28 protein-coding genes and 3 tRNA genes are annotated in these 24,668 nt (G+C 40.5%); 26 read left to right on the forward strand and 5 right to left on the reverse strand.

Translation table 11 applies throughout. The annotated features are described in order from the left end of the window. Positions 1-4: 4 nt before the first annotated feature. From ACFSAV_RS07665 to ACFSAV_RS07775, 23 genes are all read left to right on the forward strand, one after another. On the forward strand, positions 5-874 hold the full coding sequence (locus ACFSAV_RS07665) for a phage terminase small subunit (protein ID WP_379098130.1): 870 nt from the start codon (positions 5-7) through the stop codon (positions 872-874). Then, positions 847-1,299, forward strand: a complete 453-nt coding sequence (locus ACFSAV_RS07670) for a head completion/stabilization protein (RefSeq protein ID WP_379098133.1) — start codon at positions 847-849, stop codon at positions 1,297-1,299. Before ACFSAV_RS07665 ends, ACFSAV_RS07670 begins: the two co-directional genes overlap by 28 nt. Beyond that, on the forward strand, positions 1,296-1,832 hold the full coding sequence (locus ACFSAV_RS07675; RefSeq protein ID WP_379098136.1) for a phage tail protein: 537 nt from the start codon (positions 1,296-1,298) through the stop codon (positions 1,830-1,832). Before ACFSAV_RS07670 ends, ACFSAV_RS07675 begins: the two co-directional genes overlap by 4 nt. After that, positions 1,829-2,518, forward strand: a complete 690-nt coding sequence (locus ACFSAV_RS07680) for a hypothetical protein (protein ID WP_379098138.1) — start codon at positions 1,829-1,831, stop codon at positions 2,516-2,518. The genes ACFSAV_RS07675 and ACFSAV_RS07680 overlap by 4 nt, the downstream gene beginning before the upstream one ends. 18 nt (positions 2,519-2,536) lie before the next feature. Next, positions 2,537-3,667, forward strand: coding sequence for a DUF2586 domain-containing protein (locus tag ACFSAV_RS07685; RefSeq protein ID WP_379098141.1), 1,131 nt, complete (start codon positions 2,537-2,539; stop codon positions 3,665-3,667). 4 nt (positions 3,668-3,671) lie between these two features. Continuing rightward, positions 3,672-4,124, forward strand: a complete 453-nt coding sequence (locus ACFSAV_RS07690) for a DUF2597 family protein (protein WP_379098144.1) — start codon at positions 3,672-3,674, stop codon at positions 4,122-4,124. A 79-nt stretch (positions 4,125-4,203) separates the two neighbouring features. Then, positions 4,204-4,416 carry a phage holin gene (locus ACFSAV_RS07695; RefSeq protein ID WP_379098147.1) on the forward strand — a complete coding sequence of 71 codons (213 nt, stop codon included), beginning with the start codon at positions 4,204-4,206 and terminating at the stop codon, positions 4,414-4,416. Next, positions 4,403-4,954 carry a lysozyme gene (locus tag ACFSAV_RS07700; protein WP_379098150.1) on the forward strand — a complete coding sequence of 184 codons (552 nt, stop codon included), beginning with the start codon at positions 4,403-4,405 and terminating at the stop codon, positions 4,952-4,954. Before ACFSAV_RS07695 ends, ACFSAV_RS07700 begins: the two co-directional genes overlap by 14 nt. Continuing rightward, entirely contained in the window at positions 4,951-5,337 is a 387-nt protein-coding gene (locus tag ACFSAV_RS07705; RefSeq protein WP_379098153.1) for a hypothetical protein, read from the forward strand. Before ACFSAV_RS07700 ends, ACFSAV_RS07705 begins: the two co-directional genes overlap by 4 nt. After that, entirely contained in the window at positions 5,243-5,464 is a 222-nt protein-coding gene (gene lysC, locus ACFSAV_RS07710) for an Rz1-like lysis system protein LysC (protein ID WP_379098471.1), read from the forward strand. The genes ACFSAV_RS07705 and lysC overlap by 95 nt, the downstream gene beginning before the upstream one ends. Positions 5,465-5,470: 6 nt before the next feature. Next, entirely contained in the window at positions 5,471-5,779 is a 309-nt protein-coding gene (locus ACFSAV_RS07715; RefSeq protein WP_379098156.1) for a putative phage tail assembly chaperone, read from the forward strand. A gap of 56 nt (positions 5,780-5,835) precedes the next feature. Further along, positions 5,836-5,958: a DUF6890 family protein gene (locus ACFSAV_RS07720; protein WP_005725168.1), complete on the forward strand. Its 123-nt coding sequence runs from the start codon at positions 5,836-5,838 to the stop codon at positions 5,956-5,958. 12 nt (positions 5,959-5,970) lie between these two features. Continuing rightward, positions 5,971-8,091, forward strand: a complete 2,121-nt coding sequence (locus ACFSAV_RS07725; protein ID WP_379098159.1) for a phage tail tape measure protein — start codon at positions 5,971-5,973, stop codon at positions 8,089-8,091. Between the two features lie 3 nt (positions 8,092-8,094). Further along, positions 8,095-8,433, forward strand: coding sequence for a DUF2590 family protein (locus ACFSAV_RS07730; protein ID WP_379098162.1), 339 nt, complete (start codon positions 8,095-8,097; stop codon positions 8,431-8,433). Next, complete coding sequence (locus ACFSAV_RS07735) at positions 8,426-9,592, forward strand: baseplate J/gp47 family protein (protein ID WP_379098165.1); 1,167 nt, start codon at positions 8,426-8,428, stop codon at positions 9,590-9,592. Before ACFSAV_RS07730 ends, ACFSAV_RS07735 begins: the two co-directional genes overlap by 8 nt. Next, complete coding sequence (locus tag ACFSAV_RS07740; protein ID WP_379098474.1) at positions 9,592-10,116, forward strand: phage tail protein; 525 nt, start codon at positions 9,592-9,594, stop codon at positions 10,114-10,116. Before ACFSAV_RS07735 ends, ACFSAV_RS07740 begins: the two co-directional genes overlap by 1 nt. Before the next feature lie 16 nt (positions 10,117-10,132). Next, on the forward strand, positions 10,133-12,436 hold the full coding sequence (locus ACFSAV_RS07745; protein WP_379098168.1) for a phage tail-collar fiber domain-containing protein: 2,304 nt from the start codon (positions 10,133-10,135) through the stop codon (positions 12,434-12,436). An 8-nt stretch (positions 12,437-12,444) separates the two neighbouring features. Then, the gene (locus tag ACFSAV_RS07750) at positions 12,445-13,047 is read left to right on the forward strand and encodes a hypothetical protein (RefSeq protein ID WP_379098171.1); all 603 of its coding nucleotides are present in this window, start codon (positions 12,445-12,447) and stop codon (positions 13,045-13,047) included. Next, positions 13,023-13,301, forward strand: coding sequence for a DNA helicase UvrD (locus tag ACFSAV_RS07755; protein ID WP_379098174.1), 279 nt, complete (start codon positions 13,023-13,025; stop codon positions 13,299-13,301). Before ACFSAV_RS07750 ends, ACFSAV_RS07755 begins: the two co-directional genes overlap by 25 nt. Positions 13,302-13,317: 16 nt before the next feature. Further along, positions 13,318-14,082 (forward strand): hypothetical protein, encoded by a 765-nt coding sequence (locus tag ACFSAV_RS07760; protein WP_379098177.1) that lies wholly within the window; start codon positions 13,318-13,320, stop codon positions 14,080-14,082. Continuing rightward, entirely contained in the window at positions 14,069-14,641 is a 573-nt protein-coding gene (locus tag ACFSAV_RS07765; protein ID WP_379098180.1) for a baseplate complex protein, read from the forward strand. Before ACFSAV_RS07760 ends, ACFSAV_RS07765 begins: the two co-directional genes overlap by 14 nt. Beyond that, positions 14,638-16,239 carry a hypothetical protein gene (locus ACFSAV_RS07770; protein ID WP_379098183.1) on the forward strand — a complete coding sequence of 534 codons (1,602 nt, stop codon included), beginning with the start codon at positions 14,638-14,640 and terminating at the stop codon, positions 16,237-16,239. Before ACFSAV_RS07765 ends, ACFSAV_RS07770 begins: the two co-directional genes overlap by 4 nt. Positions 16,240-16,803: 564 nt before the next feature. Beyond that, the gene (locus tag ACFSAV_RS07775) at positions 16,804-17,052 is read left to right on the forward strand and encodes a DinI-like family protein (RefSeq protein WP_379098186.1); all 249 of its coding nucleotides are present in this window, start codon (positions 16,804-16,806) and stop codon (positions 17,050-17,052) included. Positions 17,053-17,288: 236 nt separating this feature from the next. Here the strand turns inward: ACFSAV_RS07775 and ACFSAV_RS07780 are convergent. The 3 genes from ACFSAV_RS07780 to ACFSAV_RS07790 form a co-directional block, all read right to left on the reverse strand. Beyond that, positions 17,289-17,375: transfer RNA gene (locus ACFSAV_RS07780), tRNA-Leu, on the reverse strand. Between the two features lie 44 nt (positions 17,376-17,419). Then, positions 17,420-17,493 (reverse strand) — tRNA-Cys (locus ACFSAV_RS07785). 7 nt (positions 17,494-17,500) lie between these two features. Continuing rightward, positions 17,501-17,576 (reverse strand) — tRNA-Gly (locus ACFSAV_RS07790). A 274-nt stretch (positions 17,577-17,850) separates the two neighbouring features. Between ACFSAV_RS07790 and ACFSAV_RS07795 the strand changes: the two genes are divergently transcribed. Both ACFSAV_RS07795 and trxA read left to right on the forward strand, forming a co-directional pair. Further along, complete coding sequence (locus ACFSAV_RS07795; protein WP_101776062.1) at positions 17,851-18,960, forward strand: methionine biosynthesis PLP-dependent protein; 1,110 nt, start codon at positions 17,851-17,853, stop codon at positions 18,958-18,960. A gap of 111 nt (positions 18,961-19,071) precedes the next feature. Continuing rightward, positions 19,072-19,395: a thioredoxin gene (gene trxA / locus ACFSAV_RS07800; RefSeq protein WP_167383056.1), complete on the forward strand. Its 324-nt coding sequence runs from the start codon at positions 19,072-19,074 to the stop codon at positions 19,393-19,395. A gap of 57 nt (positions 19,396-19,452) precedes the next feature. Here trxA and cobB read toward each other — a convergent pair whose 3' ends face one another. Together cobB and rluC are read right to left on the reverse strand one after the other, a co-directional pair. Then, positions 19,453-20,157, reverse strand: coding sequence for a Sir2 family NAD+-dependent deacetylase (gene cobB / locus ACFSAV_RS07805; protein ID WP_101776064.1), 705 nt, complete (start codon positions 20,155-20,157; stop codon positions 19,453-19,455). A 62-nt stretch (positions 20,158-20,219) separates the two neighbouring features. Next, positions 20,220-21,191, reverse strand: coding sequence for a 23S rRNA pseudouridine(955/2504/2580) synthase RluC (gene rluC / locus ACFSAV_RS07810; protein WP_379098190.1), 972 nt, complete (start codon positions 21,189-21,191; stop codon positions 20,220-20,222). 425 nt (positions 21,192-21,616) lie between these two features. Here rluC and rne point away from each other — a divergent pair, with 425 nt between their 5' ends. Continuing rightward, a complete protein-coding gene (rne, locus tag ACFSAV_RS07815; protein ID WP_379098477.1) occupies positions 21,617-24,628 on the forward strand; it encodes a ribonuclease E in 3,012 nt (1,003 codons plus the stop codon). Positions 24,629-24,668 lie beyond the last annotated feature (40 nt).

Below are 24,668 nucleotides of genomic sequence, written 5' to 3' on the forward strand. Positions count from 1 at the left end.
AAAAATGGGGATTCGTGAATTTCAAGCGCGTATGCGTGCTTTACAACAGATTCAACAAGCGACAGATGACAGCACTTTGCAAAGTGAAGTCGTTGCACAGCATGGCAACGATTACACAGTGCTAGAAATCGCGCTTGCAAATGATGTCAACGCAATTCGCGCAATCCCGACGCTTGAGCTTAGAGCAGAACACAAGCGCAACCGCTTTTTACCGAAGTGGTTGCCCTTCGTTGATGAATATTTAGAGAAAAATGCAGTCTATCAGAATGATTATTTTACTTATTGCATTATCTATTTGTTTGATATTGGCGATTTCGACAAAGCTTTGCAGCTATCTGAAATTGCAATCGAACAAAAACAAAGTTTACCAGCGCGCTTTGATTCAACTTTACCGAATTTTGTCGCTGATCAAATCTTTAATTGGGCGAATAAAACAGCGAGTGCAGGCGGTTCGGTTGAGCCATATTTTACGCAGACTTTCGAAAATGTGGCGACGAAGTGGCAACTACACGAGATTGTAAAATCAAAGTGGCTAAAAATGGCTGCCGCACTGCTATTAAGAAATGACAACGGCGAAGTAAAGGCGTCGGGAATTGATGACCCAGACAGCCTGATCTTAGCAATTAAATTGTGTATTAGAGCGTTTCAGCTTAATCACAAAAGCGGCGTTAAAAGTATGATTGAGCGCTGCTATATGCGACTTAGCGCACTTGAAAAAGAGGGGAAATTTACCCCGAATGAGCTTACCCCACTGCCCGCTTTAAGTTTGGAAACGGTCGAAATTGATTTTTCAGAAGTCGTGAAAAAACTTAGACGCGGGCAACTTAACGAAGAAGAAGTAAAAGAATGTTCAACGGCAGAAATCAACAGCTAGAAAGCACTGTAATTTTAAACAGTGGATTTTGGGCGGATATTAATATTGCGGAATTTCAGAAAGAAAGAAATATTCCGCTACAAATGCCGGTTGAAACAGTAAAGTCGGCACTAATCACTGCTATGCAAGAATTAGAGCTTGATTTAAAAGATGTCGAGCAACGCTATAAAGCGCGTGGCATTAATAACGTGCGAGAGATTGCTCAAAGCACAGTGAACAATGAAAACCCCGCGCAGACACTGTACAAAAAAGCAGTATTTGCGCGGGCAAAAGCGGATCTATTACCCGAGTTTTTCGCGCTATCGTCGCGTGAAATTCATCAGAACCGCGACTACGTGGAAGAACAAAAGAGCTTGTTAGCGGAGGCGACGCGCGCAATCCGCACGTTAAAAGGCAAAAAGCGGGGATCGGTGCATTTACTATGAAAAAAATGCTTTATCAACAACTAACCGAATTTTTGCTTACGAAGTTGCCAGCACGCTATCACGCGCACTTTCACGCGTGGATCGAGAACGGGAAACTACTCAATCAAGGCAAGCGCGTGACAGACGCGGGAATTGAGATCGCGCATATTCAATATGACGCAGTTTTGTTCTTTGACGAGTTCCCATTTCGGGAAATTTCAGCGCAAAAAATTATGGCTGATATTCAAATTTGGCTGAATGAAAACGATTATTTGCGCGACGTATTAGATGAATATGAAACGCCGTTCGAGCTAGAGATTATCAATGACGACGTAGCGGATCTCACGTTCACAATCTCTTTTCAAGAGCCTTTAACCGCCGTCGAAGATGAAAGCGGCGATCTTGAAATTGACGGGAAAAAATATCGACTTGATGAAATCGAAATTAATATCGTGAACAGTATTGATCTTGTCTATCCGCAGCCGAAACGATCCGAAGACAGCGCAGAAACGCAGCACGATGATGACGCATTAAAAGAAACAATAATGTTATGAATACGGCAATAAAAATGGGCGTAAATCCAAACGATTTACGCGATTTTTTAAAAGATTTAGAGCTTCTAAACATTCCGCCGAAAAAGAAAAAAGAAATTTTAATTCGGACGTTGCAAGAAATGAAAAAACGTTCGGTGAAAAGCGCAAGCAATCAACGCACGCCCACCGGTTCAGGCTGGAAGCCGCGTAAAAATGGCAATGCGAAGATGTTGCGACGTATTGCAAAACTCTTAAATTCACAAGCGCAGACAGCGAACAAGGCGCGCTTGCACTATAAGCAGAAACGCACGGCGCAGATCGCAGAAGAACACCAACGCGGGCTAGATCACGAATTTGAAAAGCGTGACTTTAAAAAAGAGCCGGCAGGCACAGCGAAAGATCCGGCAACAATGCGACAAGCGAAGAAGTTGCGCGATCTTGGCTACACAGTGCCGAACGGTACGACGAAAAGCGGGAAAAAACGCTACCGCAGACCGAGCGCCCGCGAGATTGTCGCGACGCTATCACGCGCAAAAGCAAGCTTGCTTATCCGCTACTTTCAAGAGAAAGACGGAAAAGGAAAAGGTAAAAGGTTAACAGAATGGATTATTCCGACTGAAAAGCGCCCGTTTTTAGATGAACGGGAAAAAGAAAACGCCGAGATTTTAAGAGAATTTATTCTCAAGATGTCTGGCATTGATAAATAACAATAAGAGGATCAAGAAATGTTCCCGAGTGTAAAGATTAACACGCTTAATCTATTGAGCGGTGAAGTGAAAGAAATCGAACGACACGCGCTATTTGTCGGGGTCACAACGCAGCGAGAAACGAAACTCACGAGCGTGACCCCTGATAGTGATTTTGACAAAGTCTTTGGCGTGGGCGCTGATGAAATTAAAAAGCAAGTACGCGCGGCAATGTTAAATGCCGGTCAAAACTGGATCGCGCACGTAATGCTAGTGCCGCAAGATAGCTACGATTTCAGCGACGCAGTGAAAAAAGCGAATGAAGTCGCGTCATTTGAATATGCAGTGAATACACACGCGACGGGCGTCGATAAAGCAGCAATTAATAAATTGCAAGAATTATACATTGAGTTATTAACGAAACTTGGGCGCAGAACGTTTTTCATTCAAGCCATTGCGGGCGCGAATCCAGATAGCAGCGACGGTGAGACGTGGGCGCAGTATGTACAGAAATTAACAACGCTGCAGCAAACAGTCGTCGCAGATCACGTAATGCTTGTACCATTGCTTTTCGGCAACGAAGTGGGCGTAATTGCGGGACGTTTGGCGAATCGTGCGGTAACCGTGGCAGACAGTCCAGCGCGCGTATTAACAGGCGCACTGATTGATTTAGGTAGCGCAGAAAAACCAAAAGACAAGGAAGGCATTTTACTTGACTTGTCGCACTTAAAAACGCTTGAGCTAGCTCGCTATTCAGTGCCTATGTGGTATCCCGACTATGACGGCTATTACTGGGCGGACGGTCGCACGTTAGATGTCGAGGGTGGAGATTATCAAGTGATTGAAAACGTTCGCGTCGTTGACAAAGTGGCGCGCCGCGTTCGCTTGTTAGCGATTCAGAAAATCGCAGATCGTTCGTTTAATTCGACAGCGTCTAGCACTGAATTTCACAAAAACTATTTCGCAAAACCAATGCGCGATATGAGTAAATCAGCGACGGTAAACGGTAAAGAATTTCCGGGCGAATGTATGCCGCCAAAAGACGACGCTGTGACGATTGTTTGGCACAGTAAAACCAAAGTCACGATCTATATTAAAGTGCGCCCGTACGATTGCCCGAAAGAAATCACGGTGAATATTTTCTTAGATTTGGAAACATTGGGAGATTAAAAAAATGGAAAGAATCAGCGGAATGAGCTTCGATTTCTACGTGCTCGGCTTTCCAGTTCACGCAGAATCTATTTCATTGAGTATCACGGACAATTCAGCCGTCGCACAAACGCGCGGAATCCCAGATGGGTGGGTTTCGGGTGATGTAAGCGCAGAAGGTGAGATTGAGCTTGATTCAAAGAACTTTCAGAAATTAACAGGCGCAGCGGCAGCGGCAGGAAGTTATCGAGATTTGCCAGAAACGGATTTTACTTTCTTTGCACAGCGAGGCGGCGTACGTGACAAGGTAGAAGCATACGGGTGCAAAATGGTGATTACTGATGTATTGAGTATTGATCCAAAAGGTGGTGCGAAGTCAACAAAGAAAATTAAGTATTTTGTCACAAGCCCAGATTTCATCCGTATTAATGGTGTGCCTTATCTTTCACAAGATGACACGCGCGATCTGATCGGCTAACAGCAGTTTTTAGCGAGCGCCCGCCAATAACAACAATAATAAAGTGCGGGCGTTTTGCTAAAAGTTTGAGGGATCGGTAATGTTTAAAAATACAGAACATAATGCAATTTTTGGATCAACCGTTGCCGGCATTGTCGGGCAGTTAAGCTGGGGTGATATTGGGGCAATTTTCGGTATTTTGTTTGGTTTATTCACTGTTTTGACAAATTGGTATTTTAAATACAAAGAAGATAAACGCGCAGAGAAAGCGCTAGAAATAATGAGGGATAAATACAGAAATGAGAAAGGCTAAAGGCGCAATCATTGCGTGCGCAATCGCGCTGATTATTGCAAACGTGAAAAGCACCGATCCGGAAATTCGCACAAGCGCCGAAGGGCTTGCGCTTATTGCGAAATTTGAGGGGTGCAGCTTGCGGGCGTATAAATGCCCGAATGATGTTTTGACAGTTGGGATCGGCAGTACAGCGGCGGGCGGTGAGAAGATTATCGCCGGCAAAATCTACACAAACGAAGAAATCGCGGCGCGTTATAAGAAAGATATTAAAGCGGTAGAACAATGCTTAAATCAGTATTTTAACGGCGCGCAGATGACACAAAAGCAATTCGACGCAATGGTATCGCTTGGGCTAAATGTTGGTTGCAGGAATTTAAAAACGTATTACAGCACGTGCTTGGGCAAGCGATTACAAACAACAATTCACAAGCGCGCACAGGCAAAACAATTTGCGGAAATGTGCGAAAGAATCACCGACTTTGACAGATCGGGCGGGCGCAAAGTGCGCGGCTTGACGATTCGCAGACAAGAAGAAAAGGCACTGTGTTTAAAATGAATTTAAAAGATTATTTAATTTTTGTTTTACTGTTCTTTTGTACAGTGTTTTTTATTGGTGCAAGCTATTACAAAAGCGAGTACAAAACGACGGCGGAAACACTAAAAACGCAAGTCGAAAAGAACAAAGAACAACAAAAAAGCATTAAAAACTATGAGAGAAATCTCAAAGTTTTAACGCATAAACTAACAAACGCAACAGCGCAAGCGGAACAACGCGCGAAAGCGTTAAACGAGGTGCTAACAAGTGAAGACGTTAAAAATTGGAGCGCTGGCAATGTGCCTGATGATGTGCGTCGCTTGTTCAACGAGCGACAAAGCGACGTCGGTCAAGGTCATTTGCCCGAAAACAACGGAATGCCGAGCGGAAAGCGTGCAGATTAAGACAAATGGCGATTTAGCGCACGCGTTAGAAAATGCGCTTAATCGCGTGGAAATGTGCGTTATCGCATACGAAAATGCGCACGAATGTATCAACGATTTTAATAACCAAGCAGAAACAAAAAGGTAAAACAAAATGGAAAAAACACAAGCACAGACACTTTTAGAAAAGTTAAACGCGGGCGTGAAAGATAGTGTGATCGTAAACGTGGCGGGCGTTGATTTTAAATTTAATCGCGATAACGCAGCATACGACACGATGATCAATGAGATTGATTCAGGCAACAAAGTAACGCCGATCAAAGATTACTTACTAGCAATCATTGAGCCGGCGCAAAAAGACGACTTTTTACAAGTGATTAATGTGGCGGGCTTAGCGATTCAGGTCGCCGGCGCGGTCAATAAAGTTTTAGTGCCGAAAATTGAGGTAACAGTAAAAAACTAAATGCGCGTGTCAGTGCAATAGAGCGCAACGGCTTATCGCAAGCCGTTGCTTTACGTATGCACTACTTACCACACGCAGACAACACGGAACAGAATTTAGCGCGGGCGCTTTGGCTGAACAAGCAATATTTTGAGAATATGGCGAACGCAGTCGCAAGTGGGATCGCGAAATGTTTTTAAACAAGGGCAGTTATGGCAGTTCAGGGCTTAGAATATGTGATTAGCTTGGTCGATGAGATTAGTGCTCCGCTAAAGGGTGTTATGAAATCTATTGACGATATTGGTAATCGCGGTAAAGAAGCAATGATAAAAATCGGCGCAGGGGCAGCGGGAATCGCAGCTGCAGGCGTTGCATTACATAACGCTTTATCGCCAGCAATTGAAATGAATCGCGCAATTGGCGAAGTTCGCTCTTTAGATGTCGCAGAATCTTCACTTCAAACACTCACAGCTACAGCGCTAGAGTTTTCAACACAATACGGCGAATCCGCAACAGAATTCGTCCGTTCTTCTTACGATATTCAATCAGCAATTGCAGGTTTACAAGGTGATGAATTAGCCGAATTCACGAAAGCGTCTAACTTGTTAGCGAAAGGAACGAAAGCAAGTGCGACAACAATCACAAGCTATATGGGGACGATGTACGGTATTTTCGAAGAAGACGCAAAGGCACTGGGTAATGCGAATTGGGTAAACGAAATTGCAGGAAAAACAGCCCTTGCTGTGAAAATGTTTAAAACATCAGGTGATGGTATGTCATCTGCATTTACATCTGTGGGAGCCGCCGCGAAATCAGCGCGCATTGATATCGCGGAGCAATTCGCGGTACTCGGTTCATTACAGGCAACAATGGGTGGTAGTGAGGCGGGGACAAAATATAAAGCGTTCCTTGCGGGAGTCGGAAAAGCACAAAAGGCGCTCAATCTACAATTTACAGACAGCAACGGTAATATGCTAGATATGGTTAGCATATTAAACAAGATCAAAGGTAAATACGGCGAAACGCTCGACGTAGCAGAAGCGGACGCACTTAAAAAAGCATTCGGTAGTGACGAGGCGGTAGCGCTGATTAAGCTTTTATTGCCAAAAGTCAATAACTTAAAAGGTTCTATTCAAGAGCTGTCTAATGTGAAAGGTGTAGATGGTTTACAGAAAATGGCACAAGCAATGACTGATCCATGGGCGCGTTTTTCGCAAACGTTGAATAATATCAAAACAGCAATCGGCACAGAAGTGTTGCGAGTGATTGAGCCGATCGCGAATAAAATCGCGGATCTTGGAACTAATTTTGTGAAATGGCTTTCAACTTATAAAAATATTGCGAGATGGATTGGTTATATCGTTGGTGCACTAATCGGATTTACGGGGTTGACTGCTGCATTAACACTAATGAGCGGAGTTATCTCTGCGATCGGTGTCGCTTTTAGTGTTCTATTTAGCCCCATTGGGGCGGTAATCGCGTTAATTATTGGTATTGGCATTGTGATTTATAAATTTAGAAATCAATTTATGTCATTTATTAGCGGATTTATTAAAGGTTTTAAGTCTGTTGGGGTTTCGTTCGAGCCACTTTTTAAAGCATTCAGTAAAATTTGGGACAGTTTAAAACAAATCGGGCAAACAATTGCTTTAGCATTTGGTTTATTTGGCGGTGCTACTGATTCTATGGATACATTTGCAAGTGTTGGTGAAGCAGTCGGGTATATTGTTGGAAATGCGCTTGATAGCGTTGTAAAAGTCGTTGAGTTAATAGCAAAAAATATCGCAATAGTTGCAAAAGTGTTTGATGAAGTAGCAAAAGAAATTTCTATTATGTGGCAAGGTGTTGTTAAGGGCTGGGAAGAAAGTGATCCGAAGCAAATTTTTGGGGCATTAAGTGACGGTGTAAAAAATATTTTCTCAAGTATTTTTAAAGGTATTAAAAATATGTTTATTAATACACTCAACTGGTTAATTACACAAGCGAATAAACTTAGTGGGGTAATCGGCATTGAAATACCTTTAATAGCTACAATCGATGATAAGCCAGCAGTTACAGATTTTACACAAACAGCAACACTTGCTACGCAAATAGCAAGTCAAACAATTAGTGCTACAGGCAATCCGCAACAGTCGGGGGGGCAAGTCTTTGCACTTGGTGCAAACACACAACCTCAACGTACACAGATTGCAGGTAGTTCAGTGAGTAAAAATTTAACAACAAATCAGAATATTAATAAATCAGTGAATATTCAAAGTTTAACAATTCAAACAGACAATCCAAGTGCATTTGAACAATGGGCGAGGGATAGAGAACAACTGCAGGCTGGATAATGGATGACTAAAAAACTCTATTTTGATTTATTGATAACAAGTGAAGATATAACGCTAGATAGCGGTAATCAACCCATTATTTGTGATAACCGCGTTTCTATTGCGCAAGATATTAAACACGCGCTAATTGAAAGCGGGCTTGCTACGCTTTTAATTGCTGAACGTAGCCGAATTTTACGCCGCGATATTATTCTGCAGATGATTTTAATTGTTGAAGAAGATCAGCGATTAGTACCGGGAACGATTTTTATTGACGAAGAAGATCAAGGGCGCTTGCGCTTGACGGCGAAAACTTACGAATTTGGGAAGATTGAGAATTTGGGGATCGTATTAAATGACTGATTTTAAACAGATGTTAGAAGAAAACGGCTTGCCGACAGAAGAAACGCAGATCCGGAAAGAGTTTGAAAAAATCACAGCCGAGGCGGGTTTAATTACCAATACGTCGAGAATGTCGCCATTTTGGCGCTTAATTACTGCGATCGCGGTCAAGCCGGTGAAGTGGCTTACTGATCACTTGATTGTTGAGATTTTGCCAAATTTATTCGTTAAAACAGCGCGTGATAAATGGTTGCAAATTCAAGCTTGGCAAGTTGGTCTTGATTTTAAAGACGCAACAAAAGCGCGCGGCGTTGTGCATTTCACAAAAGAAAGCGACTTGACAGATTTAACAATTAAAGCGGGAACAGTCGTGCAAACAGAGCGCATTAATGACGTGATTTTTAAATTAATTGTGACTGAAAACACGGTTATCCCACGCGGTACGTTAACCGCGCCCGTGCCGGTCATTGCAGAACACACGGGGACAGCTTACAACCTTGCGACGGGCTATTACCGCATTTTGTCAGAAAATATCCCGGGCGTGGTGAAAGTCGAGAATTTAGATGATTGGTTGACGCAACCAGGAGCAGATAGAGAAACAAACGACGAATTGCGCGAGCGTTATCGCACGCAGTTCGCAAGCGTAGGACAGCACCATATCGATAGTGTTTATCGTGGGATGATTGCAAAAGTAGCGGGTTTATCCGTTGATCGCATTTATTTTAAACACGACGCCCCACGCGGCGCTGGAACGGCTAACGCATATTTATTGCTAGATACTGGCGTGACAAGCCAGCCGTTTATTGACGTTGTGAACAATTACATTCAGACAGAAGGCAATCACGGGCACGGTGACGATTTAATTTGCTATGCAATGCCCGAAACGCAGCACAATATCACATGCGCGATTTATTTTGATCCGCGCATTGCGATCGGTGAGGTGAGAAAAGGCGAAATAAAACAAGATGTCGAGAATATGATCCGTTGCGCGTTTCGTGAGAATCGCAATTATCAAGTCACGAAAACTTATCCATTTTCGCGCTTTTCTTGGTCAAAATTGGGTGAAGAAATTCACGCCAAACACAGTGAAATTGATTCGCTTGTTTGGGGTCAACAAGATATTAAAAGCGAGCTAATGATCCCACGTATTCAGTCTTTATCGGTAACGGTGGCAAAATGATAAAAATAAAATTACCGTTTTGGATGGATAAAGGGGAACTGCAGAAAATCGCGCTACTTTTTGAAAAATGGTGGGCGTATGTGTTAAGTTCGGTGAAATTCCCTTTTAATATTTTAGATGAAGAAACGTGCGGCGAGAAAATACTTAATTTAATCGCGTATCAGCGCGACGTTGAGCGGTTCGACGGTGAGCCAATCGAATTATTTAGAAAGCGCGTGAAATATGCGTTTTTAAACGCGAAAGACGCAGGCAGTAAAGCTGGATTTATTCGAATTTTCGAGCGACTAGGGATTGGATATGTCGAAATCATAGAGCGTTTCGATGTTGAAAGCTGGGACGTGATCAAAATTCATTTAAGTGATTCTCAACTAGCGAAAAATCACGAGCTTTTAAATTTAATTATTCGGAAATACGGGCGCACTTGCCGCCGCTACACGTTTGAGGTGATTTCAAAAACAGAGGTAACAATCAAGCACGGCGAGTTTGATCACAATTATGAATGTCACTATATAAAAATAAATTAATAAAAAAGGTGAAAAGATGGCGACTTTAGTCACACAAGATTTTGAGCGCGAGATCGCAGAAAAAACAGTAAACGGCGGCGTTATTCAATATGACGAATTTATTTTCGCGATGATTCCGAATCTAACCGCAGATAATTTAACGCAGCATTTAACAATCCCTGGCGAAAGCCTTATTAAACATCGTCAAGCGGTGAGCAAAGCAGGCGTGATTAATGAAAATTCAGTGGTTTATTCGGTCACGCTTGGTACAGAAATCGGTGATTTCGATTTCAACTGGATTGGATTAATTAATAAACGCACGAACAAGTTAGCGGCAGCAGTACAAGCGGACACAATTAAGAAGACGCGCAACAAAAACAATGTGCAAGGTAATAGTTTAACGCGTAACGTTTTATTAGAGTTTGCCGGCGCTAAAAAGCTCACACAAATCAACGTGAGCGCGGACACTTGGCAGATCGATTTTACAGTGCGTTTGCACGGCATTGATGAAAAAATCCGTTTAACAAATCGCGATCTTTACGGGCGCGCGGTGTTTTTTGATGACGCTTTTTTAGTCAAGCGTGGCGCGGGTAGTAATTACACGATTGAAGCGGGTCACGCGTATATTGAGGGCGTTCGCGCAGAGATTAAACAAGCGCAGACAATTCAGGCGGCGTCGCTACCCTGTTCGATCTATGTTGACGTGGTTCATCATTGCACAGTAACTGGCGCATACGAAACAGAAATTAAATTTTTAAAACAATCGAAAAGCGACTATTTAGACACAGCGAACAGACAGCATTATGTGCAAATTATCGCAGATATTGACAGCGCGGGCGCAGTCACTGATCGCCGTTTATTATCGCCGTGGTTCGGTATTACACCGAAAGACTTAGACGACACAACAACAAGCACGCGAGACAAAACGGGACATACGCACAGATTGCCGCTTGCAAGTCTTATTAAAAAAGGGCTTGTGAAGTTGTATTCAGGCAACGACAGCAACAGCGAAGAAATGGCAGCAACCCCAAAAGCGGTCAAGACGTTAAAAGGGTTTATTGATGCAATCACACGAAATCTAAATAACTACATTCCGAATAGCAAAAAATCATCAGCAGTTAACAGCAACAGCGAAGACACAATCGGCACAAGTAAAGCTGTAAAAATTGCGTATGATCGCGCAGTAGAGGCAGAGAAAAAGGGGCTGCCAGTGGGTGCAGTTGTAGCTTTTTCAAAAGAAATTGAGAATGTTTTTGGCTATTTAAAAGCTACAGGTGCGACTTTCTCTGAATTAACGTACCCAGATCTTTATAGAGCACTTGGTAATAAAAATAAAACGCCGAATTTACAGCGATCTGATGTCGGAATGACTGCTTTTTTTGCAGTAGATGAAATCCCAGACTGTTGGATTGCGTTTGATAGTATTCGCTCAAAGGTTACGCAGCGTGATTATCCAGAGCTTTACAAGCATTTAGTTAAAAAATATGGATCTATTTCTCAAGTCCCGTATGTTGAAGATAGGTTTATTCGTAATACAGGAAATGGATTAAGCGTTGGGCAAACGCAAAGTGACGCTATTAGAAATATTACTGGTAGATTTGGTCCTTTAGACAACTCAATTTCAAGTGGCTTAAAAGGCATGTTGGATGGACCTTTTTATCTGATTAATGAAGAAAGGCATTTTGGTTTAAACGCAGATTGGAACAGTAATAACCCTTTAGTTGGATTTGATATTTCAAGAGTTGTCCCAACAGCTGATGAAAATCGCCCTAAAAATATTGTAATGAAATTATGCATTAAAGCTGTAAATACATTTGATGATGTCGTTTTTTGGATTAAAGCATACGGAGTTGTTGAGAACACGGGAGCGTTAAACGCTGGTAATCTTGCGCGTGATATTCAGCAAGTCAACGCTAAAACTCAACAACTCGAAGAGGCTTTCAATCAAAATAAAGAGCAGACAGCTTTAAAAATACAAGAGCTTAAAGATAAGGCGTTTAATAATGAGAGTAAAGTTGTTTGGATAGGCAATGTAACGCAACACTCAACAAACATCATCGAGTTATCCGAATCTATTTTAAATAAGACGCTTATTTTTTATTTTCAATGGTCTCAAGCTCATTCATTACAACAAAATGTCGATACATATACTGTCTCGGTATTTGTCGATAAAGATCTTGCTAAGACTTCCGGTCGTAAATATTTTCATGCCGCCTTTTATGTCGGAGGTTGGAAAAACTGTCAAATTGAGCTTGTGAGTGCAACACAGATTAAAATTATTGACATATCTAGTATGTATTTGAAAAAAATCACAGCCACAGCCACAGCCACAGCCGCATAGGAGTAAGTATGAAAGTTTATTTTTTAAGAGAGAATTTGAGTAATTATCAGATTTTTCCAATACCACAAAATTTGCAAGATTTTGTAGAAATCGATATAGAAAATGAGTTAGAGCTTGATAATAAGCAGCTTATCTATTTTAAAAATGAATATATTTTAATTGATAAATGCCCAGATGAATTACACAAATGGAACGGTAAAAAATGGATAGAAGATAAGCTTAAAAAGCAAGCAAGATTACAGGAAGTTAAAGCAAAATTGATAGATATAATTGCAGAACGTGCTGATAACATTAAAAGTAATTTACTTGTGGGTTATCCGCAAACTGAAATTGACAGTTTTTACAGACAAGAGAAAGAAGCGTTAGCTTATCAAGAAGATAAAACTGCAGATACTCCTATGCTTAAAATGATCGCGCAGGCGCGCGGCGTGCCGTTTGATCTCTTAGTGCAAAAAGTGATTGAGAAATCAAATCAATTTGCAGTAGCGATCGGCGTGATTATCGGGCAACGTCAGAAGTTTGAAGATAGAATTCTAGCAGCTCAAAATTTAGAAGAATTAGAAAATATTAAAATGGAGGTAGCAGAATGGAAATTCACGCTAGAAAATTAAAATTATGGATTTATAACGTGGTTATTGCTTTAGATCAGTTTATAAATGCATTTTTAGGTGGCGGCGCTGATGAAACATTATCAAGTCGGGCTTATCGCGGGGCTATTTTACAAAGTAAACCACGTAAACGTTGGAAAATAATTTATCGCGTGATTGAAGCTATTTTTTTCTTTGAAAAAGCTCATTGTAAGACTGCTTATGAATCAGAGTTAAACAGAAAGCAATATCCAAAAGCATTTCAAACTATTAAATAAATTATAAAGGTGTTTTATGTGGAAAAAAAAACAATTAAAACTATCCCCACAGGCAAAAAACACACTTGAGCAAGCACAAAGGGGGATTATTTCCCCCTTTTCGCTATCAGCGCAAGGGGTCAAAATCGGGGTGCATAACTGGTCACATGGAATTAAAGAAAAATCAAATATGTATCTATCGCCTGAAAATGCAGTGAAAGCACTTTCTGCGAAGTTAGTTGATTATGCTGATCCAAATCGCCCTCGAGGGCAGCAGGATGTGATTGCGGTGATGATAACTAGCAATGATATTCAAGACTTTATCAGCAGACTTGAACAAGTGCGCGTTTTAATGCCTGAACCGACTTTTAAACAAGCATTAGACTATGCGAAAGCAAGTAAGTCATTGCAAGAAACGAAGATGATTAAGACGCCGACGATTCAAAGCCCTGCTTTCGCTAAATCAGCAGATATTACGCCGGGGGCGAATCGTGAAATGCAGTCAATTTTACGCAACGCAATGAGTGCAGCAAAAGCGACAAGCTCGGGCGACCCGCAAGCAAAATTAACAGCACTTTTAGCTGCTAAACGTGAGAAAGAGCAGCAGAACGCGCAGCGCGTTGTGCAAATGTTAGAAACAAGCGTTTTAGTTGACGCGTTCAGTGTGTCGGACTTTTTGGAATCAGTCGACGCGCAAATAAAATTAAATATTCCGCCCGCCAGCAACGTATTCACGGCTTGTGTGATGTTTATTGGCGAGGAGCTATCAACAATTAAAGGAATGTTAAATGACAACAGTTAAACGCAATCCGAGCGTACAGTTAGCACTAGATGGTAAGCCAGTTTATTTGCACGATATTAATATCAATGCGAGCGTAAAGCGAGATGATAAAGATATGAGCGGGCAAAAAAGCTCAACGAAAAAAACAGATAAGGGCGTGAAAGCGAAGGAATTAAACGTGATCGGCGTAATTCCATATGATCGTAAAGAATGGCTCACTAACCTTTTTAATTTAGCCGAGGCAGAGAATGAGAAAGGCGAGCAAGTCAAGTATCGCGTTTCATGCTTAATTGCCGAAGCGATTAATATGCGTGAAGTGCAATTTACTGGAGCAGTGAACGCAACAGAAATAGGTGGGCGTTTGGCGTGGTCTGTATCGTTTACTTTGCGCGAGGTGAACTCAATCGCAGAGAAAAAAGAACAGCGCAAGCCGAAACCGACGGTAAAAACGCAGAGTGAGAAAGCTCCAGTAGCAGAACAGCAGAAAAAAGATGATGGAGCGACAGCGGCAGAAAAACAGCAAGAAGATGATAATTCAATATCTAAAAAAATTGATGATATTTTGGGTGGTTTGGGATGAAAATAATTAAAACTGTGAGGATAGATGGTGAAGAATTAGAATTAGCACAAGAAGACTTGATTTTAGAGTTGAATAATACAGGGCGCGGGTTCGTCACTGTTCGTACAGATAAGCCGTGCGAGGGTAAAAGTGTGGTGATCTTCGTCGGTGAGTATGACAATTTCTATAAATGGTTTGACGGATTCGTCGAGCGTGAGCAATTAGCAGAGAATGGCTATAAAAAGCTATTCGTGCGTGAGAAAGTGGCGATTTTTGAAAGACCTCTCAACTGTTCGCACCGTCACATCACATTGCGCGATCTGTGCGCTTGGATAACGAATGCAACAGGAATCACTGTTAAAGTGCCAACGGCTGATTATGCCGACACGCCGATCCCGCTTTTTACGCATACCGGTAGCGGCTATCAGCTTTTAAATAATATCGGGCGACAATATCAGATTAAAAATTACATGTGGCAACAGGCGGCTGACGGTTCGTTGTTTGTGGGAGCGCATGATGATTCACGCTGGCACGGGCGAGATGTGCGCATAGATGATAGTGTAACGCTATCAAGTGGCAGCAATGATATGACGATCCCGATCGCTGCCGCAATTCGCCCCGGTGCGCTGATTAATGGCAATAAAATTAAAACAGTCCAGTTAAAAGGCGATGATTATGTATTGACGTGGGAAAGTTTAGACAAAGACGGCAAGCCGGTGCAGAAAAGCCCAGAACGACGACAAATTGAAAAAACATTTCCCGAATTGGCTGGCGGTTATCATTTGCCCCGCTATGCGAAAGTTGTCGGGGTTGCAGATCCGTCGGGCGCGGGTGATATTTCTGATCCGTTTCGCCCGAAATATGCCGTAGAATTACAATTATTGGACGAGCACGGCGAAGTTGATCAGACTGTGCCGGTCTATCCCGCTGTGCCGTTGCCAGTGAGCAGTACAGGTTCACAAGGTGGCGATTTTGCGTTTCCCGAAGTTGGCACGGTGGTAGAAGTTGGGTTCGCGTACGGGCGTTCTGATAAACCCTTTGTGCGTACGATGTTGGCGCAAGACAAGACGATCCCAAGTGTTGAAGTTGGGGAACAGTTAAAACAACAGCGCCCCGAAGTTTACGAGCGCACAGACGCGGCGGGCAACAAAACGCGAGAAACTGATCAGCAAATCAAAGATAAATCATTCACGCGCGTAATTGAGTGCGATAAAGAAACGAAGGCGATCGGCACGTCTGAAAAGACAATTGACGCAGACGCGGACGAAATGATCGGCGGTAATAAAAGCGTGGGCGTTGTCGGAAATAATGACGAAACCACAGCAAGTAATAAAAGCGTGGGCGTTGGCGGAACGTTGCAAGAACGGATCGCGGGCGTCGCTTTGCGCGTATCAGATACTAAAAACAAGTTTGCCGCGCCACTTAGCTTTATGGGGACAAGTGGGCAGAATATTTTCAGAATATTAGAAGAATTAATTCAGATTGTTGCAGATATCGCAGACACGGCAAGCGGTCATACACACAACGGATCCCCACCACCCGATCAACGCGGGAAATTCTCACAACAAAAAGGCAGGGCAGACGCAGAGAAAGCGAAGTTAAGCCCAATTATTGAGTAAAAATATTTTACCACAAGCAGTAAAAAGCTACGTTAAAGTGTGGCTTTTCTTTTATGTGCGATATTTTACGCCTTTAATAACAATAAGTTAGAGTAAAAACATTTTACCACAAACAGTAAAAAGCCATGTTAAAGTGTGGCTTTTCTTTTATGTGCAATATTTTATGCCTTTAATAACAATAAGTTAGCTATATACGCTACAACGCGCGGAAAGTCACGTAATTCTTTCACGGCAACAGCAACGGCACGGAAAATCCACTTCCTCCCCCGCCGAATTTTTGAAAAAAATTTTGATTTTTTCAGCTAATTTTTAAATAAAAAGTGTAATGAAGCCGCACGGTAAAAGGATCTATAAAAAAGATCTTAACTGTAAAATTTCAGCTAATTACAGCTAATTACAGTTAAAAAAGATCGTGGAAATTATTATAAATATTTCAACATATTGAAAATAAAAGAAAAAAATAGATTTTACGTGAGAATGTTGCCAATGTTACTGTATATATTGACAGTATTATGTTTTTATATAAAATACTGGTTAAATTTACAGTAAAACAAAGGGTAGAGCATGAAAAAACTAGATATTCGTTTCAAGAAAGAAACTAATAAAAAATTAGAACAGCAACAATTAGAAATGATTAGTAAACTATCTGAACGTTTGCCGAACAGAATCGCAGAAAAGTTTAATAATGTTTTTGTCAGCATACGGCTTTCTAGTTCAACTGGATATGAAATTACGGGTTTTAGTAGTGATGACAAAAAGAAATTTTTAGAGTATCTAGAAGAATTGTGGAATGATGATACTTTAATTGAATAATTAAGTTACTATTGTAAATAAATTTAAAAGCGATCTTCGGGTCGCTTTTTTTAAAAAAAGTGGCAATACAGCCACCTAGTTAAAATAACTATCAAAAAAATGCAGCTACTAAGAACACAGAAAACAGCCACCGAACAGCCACTTATTAAAATTTATGAGAAAAAGAAAGGAAAATTGCAGGCATAAAAAAAAGCCGCATTGTGCGACTAGAGTATTGATTTTATTGATGTTTTAAATGGTGCCCGAAGCCAGACTTGAACTGGCACGCTTCGAAAAGCGAGGGATTTTAAATCCCTTGTGTCTACCGATTTCACCACTCGGGCGCACAATTTAGATATGTTGCGATAACTAACTACGTTTTAGGTTATGGAGGCGTGTCCCGGAGTCGAACCGAGCTACATGGATTTGCAATCCAGTGCATAACCGCTTTGCTAACACGCCGTTAGTTTGGAGCGGGAAACGAGGCTCGAACTCGCGACCCCAACCTTGGCAAGGTTGTGCTCTACCAACTGAGCTATTCCCGCATTCGCTGTTAGTGCGGTGCATTCTACTGATTTCTAAAAATCTGTCAACGATTGTTTTTAAAAAAATTGATTAATTGCTGAAAAAAAATGCAGATTAGTTGTTTTTGTGCAGAAATAATCAATTTTTTGTTTGATTTTAAACAAGTTGTATCTTTTCTTTAAGATTGAAGAATTTACTTTTTTGTTTTTTGCCTTTGTGTCATAATATGTATCTAGCCATCTAGATGTCTAATTCGTTATGATGATTTCTTATTAATACAGGGGTAGAGAATTTATGACACAACAACATTCTATTGATACCTTGCTTGCTCAAGCAGGTAATCGAACAGATAAGCGAACTGGTGCAGTATCAACACCTATCTTTTTGTCTACAGCTTATGGGCATCATGGGATTGGCGAAAGCACGGGTTATGATTATACGCGGACAAAAAATCCAACACGTACAGTGTTAGAAGAAACCATTGCTAAACTTGAGGGAGGGGAACGTGGTTTTGCCTGTGCTTCAGGTATGGCTGCAATTCAATTAATTATGTCACTATTTGCAGCGCCTGATGAGTGGATTGTATCAAGTGACGTTTATGGTGGTACTTATCGTTTATTGGATTTTGCGTATAAAAATATGCATGGTGTGAAGCCTATTTATGTTAATACCGCAGATGTGACGGCAATTGAAGCGGCTATTACGGAAAAGACCAAAGCAATTTTTGTAGAAACGCCGTCTAACCCGTTAATGGAAGAATGCGATGTGGCTGAAATTGCTAAAATTGCCCAAAAATATCATTTATTACTAATTGTCGATAATACATTTTTAACGCCAGTTTTATTTAGACCCATTGAACATGGTGCAGATATTGTGATTCATAGCGCAACTAAATACCTTGCAGGCCATAATGATACGTTAGTTGGGCTTATTGTAGCAAAAGGCGTAGAGTTATGTGAACGTTTATTCTATGTGCAAAACGGGGCTGGTGCAGTGTTATCTCCATTTGATTCATGGTTAACGATTCGAGGGATGAAAACCTTAGCGTTACGTATGGAACGTCATCAAAATAATGCAAAATTATTAGCTGAGTTTTTAAGAAAACAACCACAAGTAAAAGATGTATTATATCCAAATAAAGGTGGAATGCTGTCTTTTCGTTTACAAGATGAAAATTGGATTAATCCCTTTTTGAAATCTATTAAATTGATCACATTTGCAGAAAGCCTAGGCGGAACAGAAAGTTTTATTACGTATCCTGCGACTCAAACTCACATGGATATTCCAGAACAAGAACGGATTGCTAGAGGTATTTGTAATTGTTTATTACGTTTCTCAGTTGGCTTAGAAGATGTTGAAGATATTAAAGCGGATTTACTACAAGCCTTTGCACAATTAAACTGAGTTTTCATTGCAAACGGATTGATTTGCATAATGCTTGTGATATTATCAATGCACTTGAAATTATGAAAAGCGTTCTTATTATAGAAAGCATTGTTAACAGAAAAGGAAGAAATAATGGAAGTATTACATTCAACTGATGCAACATTTGCAGCTGACGTAGTTAATTCAGATGTACCTGTATTATTAGATTTTTGGGCTCCTTGGTGTGGTCCTTGTCGTATGATTTCACCAATCTTAGATGAAATTGCAGCGGAATTTTCGGGTAAAGTAAAAGTCGTGAAAATTAATATTGATGAAAACCAAGAAACACCAGCGCAATTAGGTGTTCGTAGTATCCCAACGTTAGTGTTATTTAAAGATGGTAAAGCCGTAGCAACACAAGTCGGTGCATTACCAAAAAATCAGTTAGCGAATTTTATTAATCAGAATATCTAATTTAAATAAATTAAAGATAATCCCAAGTTTGATACTTGGGATTTTTTTATGGACGAATTATAAGAACTGATTGATATATAGAGGAACAACTTCGCTCGCTTTACCGTAGTGAAATTCGTCAAAATTCGACCGCACTTGACTTGGTTCTAAGTTGAGCTCAACAGTATGTGCGCCATGATGTTTTGCTTCATTAACAAAGCTGGCGGCTGGATAGACATTACCTGATGTGCCAATCGCAATAAAATAATTGCATTCAGAAAGCGCAGTATAAATACGTTCCATTTCTAATGGTATTTCTCCAAACCAGACGATATGTGGACGTAATGTTTGTGGTATTTGACAACATGCACATTTATCTTGTTCAGTAATATCTTGTTGCCATACATAAATTTTACCAGATTTTATACAGCGTACTTTTAATAATTCGCCATGCATGTGAATGACATTTTTTGAACCAGCACGCTCATGTAAGTTATCGACATTTTGTGTTATGACCAATAAGTTTTTACCAATTTTCTCTTCCAGCTTAGCTAAAGCAAGATGTGCCGAGTTAGGTTTTAAATGAGGATCTAAGAGTTGTTTACGGCGTTCATTATAAAAACGTTGAACCCGTTGTGGATTTTTTGTAAATCCTTCTGGAGTCGCAATATCTTCAATACGATGCTCTTCCCATAAGCCATCTAAAGCACGAAAAGTACGAATACCTGATTCCGCAGAGATACCAGCACCAGTTAATACAACAATTTTAGGTTGATATGACATTATTGCCTCTCTCTTTTATTGATCATCCACATTAACAGAGCACTATATTATTTTTATACACTTTATTTCTGGTCACGTAATGTTCGTAAAATACGTTTCATTTCTTCATCCAGTGGTGCATTCACACGTAAAAGCTCCCCTGTTTTCGGGTGTTCAAAACGAATAGAAAATGCGTGTAGAAACAAGCGTTTTAAGCCTATTTTACTCATTTGTTCATCAAATTGACTATCGCCATATTTATCATCTAATGCGATAGGATGACCTGCATATTGAGTATGTACACGAATTTGGTGGGTTCGTCCTGTGACAGGGAATGCTTTAACTAACGTTGCATTAGTATAGCGTTCTTCAACTGAAAAGCGTGTTTCAGAAGGTTTGCCTTGCTCACTGACTTTGACGATCCTCTCTCCACTTGATAATTCATTTTTCAGTAAAGGGGCTTTAATCACTTTACAATGCGACTGCCATTGTCCGCGAACTAAGGCTAAATAATCTTTTTGTATCGTTTTTTCGCGTAATTGTTCGTGTAGATGACGTAGAGTAGAACGTTTTTTAGCGACTAATAAGATACCAGAAGTATCACGATCTAAACGATGTACAAGCTCAAGAAAGCGTGCATTTGGGCGCAATGCACGTAATGCTTCAATAACACCAAAATTTAGCCCACTACCACCATGCACTGCAATACCAGAAGGTTTATTGAGGATTAACAAGACCTCATCTTCAAAAACAATGTGTTTTTCTAATTGACTGACTTTATTTAATTTATTGGAAATTGGTGCTTGTTCTTTTTCTGATATACGGACAGGTGGGATGCGTACTACATCATTGGTTTGTAATTTATATTCTGGCTTAATACGACCCTTATTCACTCGTACTTCGCCTTTACGTAAAACGCGATAGATTAAACTTTTAGGTACGCCTTTCAATTTGGTCAATAAATAGTTATCAATACGTTGTCCTGCTTCATCTTCGCTAATGGTGAGTTGTTTTACACTTTGATTGATAGTTTTTTCGTTTGTATTTTGGCGCATTTGACAGCTCTTTTTTGTGAAAATTGGGCGGATCATATCACATTTTGATATCCTTTGAATGATTAAAATTACCTTGATAAATAAGAGTGATAAGTACATAATAGTGTGTATTTTTACGTCATTAAAGTGACTTAAAAATGGAGCGTTATTATTAAGTGAATATAATGCAGCATGTGGCATAAGACATTAATAACTTAATGATTTTACATGTTAAAAATAGCATGAGTACTTGCGGGATCATTTTTTATAGGTCGATTCTGTTTTACGAAAAATGTGTTTTTTACTTCATTTGAGTAACGTAATCAATGCACCCAGCCGTTGACAGTCGAGAGATTGACATTCGGCGACAGACACGAGGTCGATTGCGAAGAAAAAGTGCGTTTATTTTTAATCAAGCAACAGAATTAAAGTTAAGAGAACGAATAATGAAAAGAATGTTAATTAATGCAACTCAGAAAGAAGAGTTGCGCGTTGCATTGGTGGATGGGCAGCGTTTATTTGACTTGGATATTGAAAGCCCAGGACATGAACAGAAGAAAGCAAACATTTACAAAGGTCGTATCACACGTGTTGAGCCAAGTCTGGAGGCTGCATTTGTCGATTATGGTGCGGAACGTCATGGTTTTTTACCATTAAAAGAAATTGCACGTGAGTATTTTCCTGCGGATTATGTTTATCAAGGACGTCCAAATATTCGAGATATTTTGAGCGAAGGGCAGGAAGTTATCGTTCAAGTAAACAAGGAAGAACGTGGTAATAAAGGAGCGGCATTAACGACTTTTGTTTCTTTAGCGGGCAGTTATTTAGTTATTATGCCAAATAACCCAAGAGCAGGGGGGATTTCACGCCGTATTGAGGGAGATGAGCGTTTAGAATTAAAAGAAGCATTAAGCTCATTAGATGTACCAGAAGGCGTGGGATTAATCGTGCGTACCGCTGGAGTTGGTAAATCACCAGAAGAATTACAATGGGACTTAAAAGTGCTATTGCACCATTGGGAAGCAATTAAACAAGCATCAGAAAATCGTCCCGCGCCATTCTTGATTCATCAAGAAAGCGATGTGATTGTGCGTGCAATTCGTGATTATCTACGTCGTGATATTGGTGAAATCTTGATTGATAGTCCTAAAGTATATGAAAAAGCTAAAGCGCATATTAAGTTAGTACGCCCAGATTTTATTCATCGAGTTAAACTTTATCAAGGTGAAGTACCATTATTTAGTCACTATCAAATTGAGTCACAAATTGAATCTGCTTTCCAACGTGAAGTGCGTTTGCCTTCTGGTGGTTCTATTGTGATCGATGTAACGGAAGCGTTGACTGCAATTGATATTAACTCCTCTCGTTCCACTCGTGGTGGTGATATTGAAGAAACGGCTTTAAATACGAATCTTGAAGCCGCAGATGAAATTGCACGCCAATTACGCTTACGTGACTTAGGCGGCTTAATTGTTATTGATTTTATTGATATGACACCAGTCCGTCATCAACGTGAAGTTGAAAATAGAATTCGTGATGCGGTACGTCAAGATCGTGCTCGTATTCAAATTAGTCGTATTTCCCGTTTTGGCTTACTTGAAATGTCACGCCAACGTTTAAGTCCATCGTTAGGTGAGTCTTCACATCATGTTTGCCCACGTTGTCAAGGTACAGGAAAAATTCGTGATAATGAGTCACTTTCCTTGTCAATTTTACGTCTTATCGAAGAAGAAGCATTAAAAGAAAATACAAAACAAGTACATACTATTGTGCCTGTTGAGATCGCGTCTTACTTATTGAATGAAAAGCGTAAAGCGATTTACAGTATTGAAAAGCGTCATCAAGTGGATGTTATTGTTGTACCAAATGAAGCTATGGAAACACCGCACTTTGGTGTTTTTCGTGTTCGTGATAGCGAAGAAGTGAATGAACTTAGCTATAACTTAGTTAAATTACATCAAGATCAAGACGATCATTTTATACCTGAAGAATCTCTGGTTTCACGTAATACTGAAACAGCGGCAGTGACGAGTGAAAATGCGTTAGAGGGGGCAGCGGTTTCGATGGCAATTCCTGCGCCTGCACCAGTTCCAGAGAAGAAAGTTGATAACAAACCTTCTTTACTTGCACGTATCATTGCCAAAATTAAGGCGATGTTTGCGGATAAACCAGCAGAAGAAGAGAAATCTAAAAATAGCCGTAATAGGAACAATCGTAATCGTCGTAATCAAGAACGCCGTAATAATCGTCGTTCTCGTACAGAAAATGCAGAACGCGAAAATAACTCGAAACGTAATGATGAAATTGTTGAGGAAGTCGTTCGTCCACGTTCAGAACGCAATAATAAGCGTAATCGTAAAGCAAGTACAACGGAAAGTGCGGTTGTAAATGAGGCTATTTTAGAAAATGTCGTCGAAAATACGGAAGTGGAAAAAACTGAGCAACCAATCCAACAACGTCGTCAGCGTCGTGATTTACGTAAGAAAGTTCGTATTACAGATGAAGTTGTTACAGAAAAAGTGCCAATCACTACTTCTGAAGAGATATCGGTGGATGTGATTAAATTGACCGCTGAGTCTGATACGTCAGTACAAGCTGATGTTACGTTAGTTGAAACTGTTGTGGTAGAGGAAGTTGAACCTGAAAAACGTCGTGATAACGTTCGCCGTCGTTTACCGCGTCATTTACGAGCGAATAATCAGCGTCGCCGTCGTAATCATCAAGAAGGTAAATCACCAATGCCATTGTTTGCTGCTGTTGCTTCACCAGAGTTGGCTAGTAGTAAAGTGTGGATTGATTATAATCATGTTTTAGTCATTGCTAAAGAAAATCAATTTTTGTCAGTGGATGAATTGCTAGAGCAACAAAATCAACCAAAAGATGAAGTTGTAGCGACTATTCCTGCAACAGGTTTAGTTGTTGAGAGTAGTGAAAAATCATCAAAACCATTTAATGCATTTATGACTCAGCCTGCTAATGAATCTGTAGAGAAGAAAGTACAAGAGTCTTTACAACGTTTAGAAGCAGAGCAACCATTAGTTGAAATGACTGTGGTCGATACAAAAATTGATGGGCAGGTATCTACAGTTGAACGTATTGTTATTGAGCCTGTTGAATCAATTACTAAACTAGTTGATGTTGTTGTAGAACAAGTCGAGCAATTGAGTATTCCAGTAGATGATGTGCAAGTATTACCTGCAGAGGCAGACATAAAAATTATGCCAGATTCTGACCGCACTTTTAACTTTACTGGGCGCTTAGGAACAATTTCAGCTGTTGTACATACTAAAGCTGAAATGACTTTAGCTCAGGCAACAAGTGAGATTGAGCCTATGTCATCACAAATTGAGATTTGGGCTGAATCACGTTATTACTTCCATGGTAAAGGGGCAGCAGGACATCATAGTGCAATTAGCCATGTGTATGCGGTACCAACAAGGGCTGAAAGTCAAGCTTAAGCAAGGTTTTTTACAGTTTCTGATTGAGATTGTAAGATGA

This window comes from Pasteurella oralis (genome assembly GCF_042681465.1).
Taxonomy (GTDB): Bacteria; Pseudomonadota; Gammaproteobacteria; order Enterobacterales; family Pasteurellaceae; genus Pasteurella; species Pasteurella oralis.

Bases quoted from the DNA above. Each gene is read 5' to 3' on its own strand.
- ACFSAV_RS07665 (WP_379098130.1), top strand. From the start codon at position 5: ATGGGGATTCGTGAATTTCAAGCGCGTATGCGTGCTTTACAACAGATT.
- ACFSAV_RS07670 (WP_379098133.1), top strand. From the start codon at position 847: ATGTTCAACGGCAGAAATCAACAGCTAGAAAGCACTGTAATTTTAAAC.
- ACFSAV_RS07675 (WP_379098136.1), top strand. From the start codon at position 1,296: ATGAAAAAAATGCTTTATCAACAACTAACCGAATTTTTGCTTACGAAG.
- ACFSAV_RS07680 (WP_379098138.1), top strand. From the start codon at position 1,829: ATGAATACGGCAATAAAAATGGGCGTAAATCCAAACGATTTACGCGAT.
- ACFSAV_RS07685 (WP_379098141.1), top strand. From the start codon at position 2,537: ATGTTCCCGAGTGTAAAGATTAACACGCTTAATCTATTGAGCGGTGAA.
- ACFSAV_RS07690 (WP_379098144.1), top strand. From the start codon at position 3,672: ATGGAAAGAATCAGCGGAATGAGCTTCGATTTCTACGTGCTCGGCTTT.
- ACFSAV_RS07695 (WP_379098147.1), top strand. From the start codon at position 4,204: ATGTTTAAAAATACAGAACATAATGCAATTTTTGGATCAACCGTTGCC.
- ACFSAV_RS07700 (WP_379098150.1), top strand. From the start codon at position 4,403: ATGAGAAAGGCTAAAGGCGCAATCATTGCGTGCGCAATCGCGCTGATT.
- ACFSAV_RS07705 (WP_379098153.1), top strand. From the start codon at position 4,951: ATGAATTTAAAAGATTATTTAATTTTTGTTTTACTGTTCTTTTGTACA.
- lysC (WP_379098471.1), top strand. From the start codon at position 5,243: ATGTGCGTCGCTTGTTCAACGAGCGACAAAGCGACGTCGGTCAAGGTC.
- ACFSAV_RS07715 (WP_379098156.1), top strand. From the start codon at position 5,471: ATGGAAAAAACACAAGCACAGACACTTTTAGAAAAGTTAAACGCGGGC.
- ACFSAV_RS07720 (WP_005725168.1), top strand. From the start codon at position 5,836: ATGCACTACTTACCACACGCAGACAACACGGAACAGAATTTAGCGCGG.
- ACFSAV_RS07725 (WP_379098159.1), top strand. From the start codon at position 5,971: ATGGCAGTTCAGGGCTTAGAATATGTGATTAGCTTGGTCGATGAGATT.
- ACFSAV_RS07730 (WP_379098162.1), top strand. From the start codon at position 8,095: ATGACTAAAAAACTCTATTTTGATTTATTGATAACAAGTGAAGATATA.
- ACFSAV_RS07735 (WP_379098165.1), top strand. From the start codon at position 8,426: ATGACTGATTTTAAACAGATGTTAGAAGAAAACGGCTTGCCGACAGAA.
- ACFSAV_RS07745 (WP_379098168.1), top strand. From the start codon at position 10,133: ATGGCGACTTTAGTCACACAAGATTTTGAGCGCGAGATCGCAGAAAAA.
- ACFSAV_RS07750 (WP_379098171.1), top strand. From the start codon at position 12,445: ATGAAAGTTTATTTTTTAAGAGAGAATTTGAGTAATTATCAGATTTTT.
- ACFSAV_RS07755 (WP_379098174.1), top strand. From the start codon at position 13,023: ATGGAAATTCACGCTAGAAAATTAAAATTATGGATTTATAACGTGGTT.
- ACFSAV_RS07760 (WP_379098177.1), top strand. From the start codon at position 13,318: ATGTGGAAAAAAAAACAATTAAAACTATCCCCACAGGCAAAAAACACA.
- ACFSAV_RS07765 (WP_379098180.1), top strand. From the start codon at position 14,069: ATGACAACAGTTAAACGCAATCCGAGCGTACAGTTAGCACTAGATGGT.
- ACFSAV_RS07770 (WP_379098183.1), top strand. From the start codon at position 14,638: ATGAAAATAATTAAAACTGTGAGGATAGATGGTGAAGAATTAGAATTA.
- ACFSAV_RS07775 (WP_379098186.1), top strand. From the start codon at position 16,804: ATGAAAAAACTAGATATTCGTTTCAAGAAAGAAACTAATAAAAAATTA.
- ACFSAV_RS07795 (WP_101776062.1), top strand. From the start codon at position 17,851: ATGACACAACAACATTCTATTGATACCTTGCTTGCTCAAGCAGGTAAT.
- cobB (WP_101776064.1), bottom strand. From the start codon at position 20,157: ATGTCATATCAACCTAAAATTGTTGTATTAACTGGTGCTGGTATCTCT.
- rluC (WP_379098190.1), bottom strand. From the start codon at position 21,191: ATGCGCCAAAATACAAACGAAAAAACTATCAATCAAAGTGTAAAACAA.
- rne (WP_379098477.1), top strand. From the start codon at position 21,617: ATGAAAAGAATGTTAATTAATGCAACTCAGAAAGAAGAGTTGCGCGTT.